General features: G+C 69.0%; 1 protein-coding gene. It reads left to right on the top strand.

From position 1 onward, the window contains the following. Positions 1–1,505: condensation domain-containing protein (locus J6497_RS40520; protein ID WP_225709727.1), on the top strand; the 1,505-nt coding region annotated here is incomplete at both ends.

Below are 1,505 nucleotides of genomic sequence, written 5' to 3'. Positions count from 1 at the left end.
GGAGGATGGCGGCGAGCTTGCCGGCACCTTGCGCAGGCACGTGAGCGCGCGACTGCCGGAGCACATGGTGCCGTCCGCGTTTGTGCGCATCGAGGCGCTGCCGCTGACGCCGAACGGCAAGCTGGACCGCAACGCGTTGCCGGCGCCGCAGGATGAGGCGTATGCGCACCACGCCTATGAGGCGCCGCGGGGCGAGATCGAGACGGCGCTGGCCGAGATCTGGGCCGAGCTGCTCGGCGTGGCGCGGGTCGGGCGGCACGACAACTTCTTCGCGCTGGGCGGCCACTCGCTGTTGGCGGTGCGGCTGTTGAGCCGGCTGTCGCAGGCTGTTGGCGTCGCACTGCCGCTGACGACGCTGTTCGCCAAACCGGTGCTGTCCGATCTGGCCGAGAGCATCGTCGCGGAGTTGAGCCGCTCCGGTCCGCAGCGACTGCCGGCCATTGTGCCCGCATCGCGCGATGAGCCGCTTGCCTTGTCGTTTGCGCAGCAACGGCTGTGGTTTTTGGCCCAGTTCGATGAGGGCAGCACGGCCTATCACGTGCCGCTGGGATTGCGGTTGCGCGGCGTGCTCGACCGCGCCGCATGGCGGCGCAGCCTCGACCGGCTGCTGGGGCGTCATGAGGCGCTGCGCAGCGTCTTCGTCGCCTCGGACGGGGAGCCCTGGGTTGAGCTTCTGCCGCCGGAGGCAGCCCTGCCGGTGCTGCAGCACGATCTGCGGGACAGGCCGGATGCGGAAGCCGCGCTCTCGGATCTGTGCAACGAAGAGGCGCGCACGCCATTCGATCTTGGGCGCGGCCCGCTGATCCGCGGCCGGCTGATCCGGATGTCGGATGAGGAGCACGTGTTCCTGCTGACGCAGCATCATATCGTCTCGGACGGCTGGTCGATGGGCGTCCTGGTGCGTGAACTCAGTGCGTTGTACCGGGCGTTCGTGGCTGGAGAAGACGATCCGCTGCCGCCGCTGGTGATCCAGTATTCGGACTATGCCGCCTGGCAGCGGCAGTGGCTGGCGGGCGAGCGGCTGCAGAGCCAGGCGCAGTATTGGCGCAACACGCTGGCTGGTGCGCCGGCCCGTCTTGCCTTGCCGACGGACCGGCCGCGGCCGGAACAGCAGTCGTTTGCCGGGGGCACGGTGCCTGTCGTCATCGATGCGGATCTGACGCGAGAGTTGAAGCGGCTGAGCCGGCGGCATGGCACGACGTTGTTCATGACGGTGCTGGCGGCGTGGGCCGCGGTGCTGTCGCGCCTGGCGGGGCAGGACGATCTTGTGATCGGGGTGCCGACCGCCAATCGCGGTCGCCGCGAGATCGAAGAGTTGATCGGCTTCTTCGTCAACACCCTGGCGCTTCGGCTCGACCTGTCGGGCGCGCCGAGCGTGGCAGAGCTGTTGGAGCGGACGCGGCGCACGGCATTGGCGGCGCAGGAGCATCAGGACCTGCCGTTTGAGCAGGTGGTGGAGATCGTGCAGCCGCCGCGCTCGCTGGATCACACGCCGTTGTTCCAGG

The sequence above is a fragment of the Bradyrhizobium cenepequi genome, from assembly GCF_020329485.1.
GTDB classification, from domain to species: Bacteria; Pseudomonadota; Alphaproteobacteria; order Rhizobiales; family Xanthobacteraceae; genus Bradyrhizobium; species Bradyrhizobium cenepequi.
The sequence above is the reverse complement of the archived record's forward strand: the minus strand, read 5'-3'. Positions and strand labels throughout refer to the sequence as shown.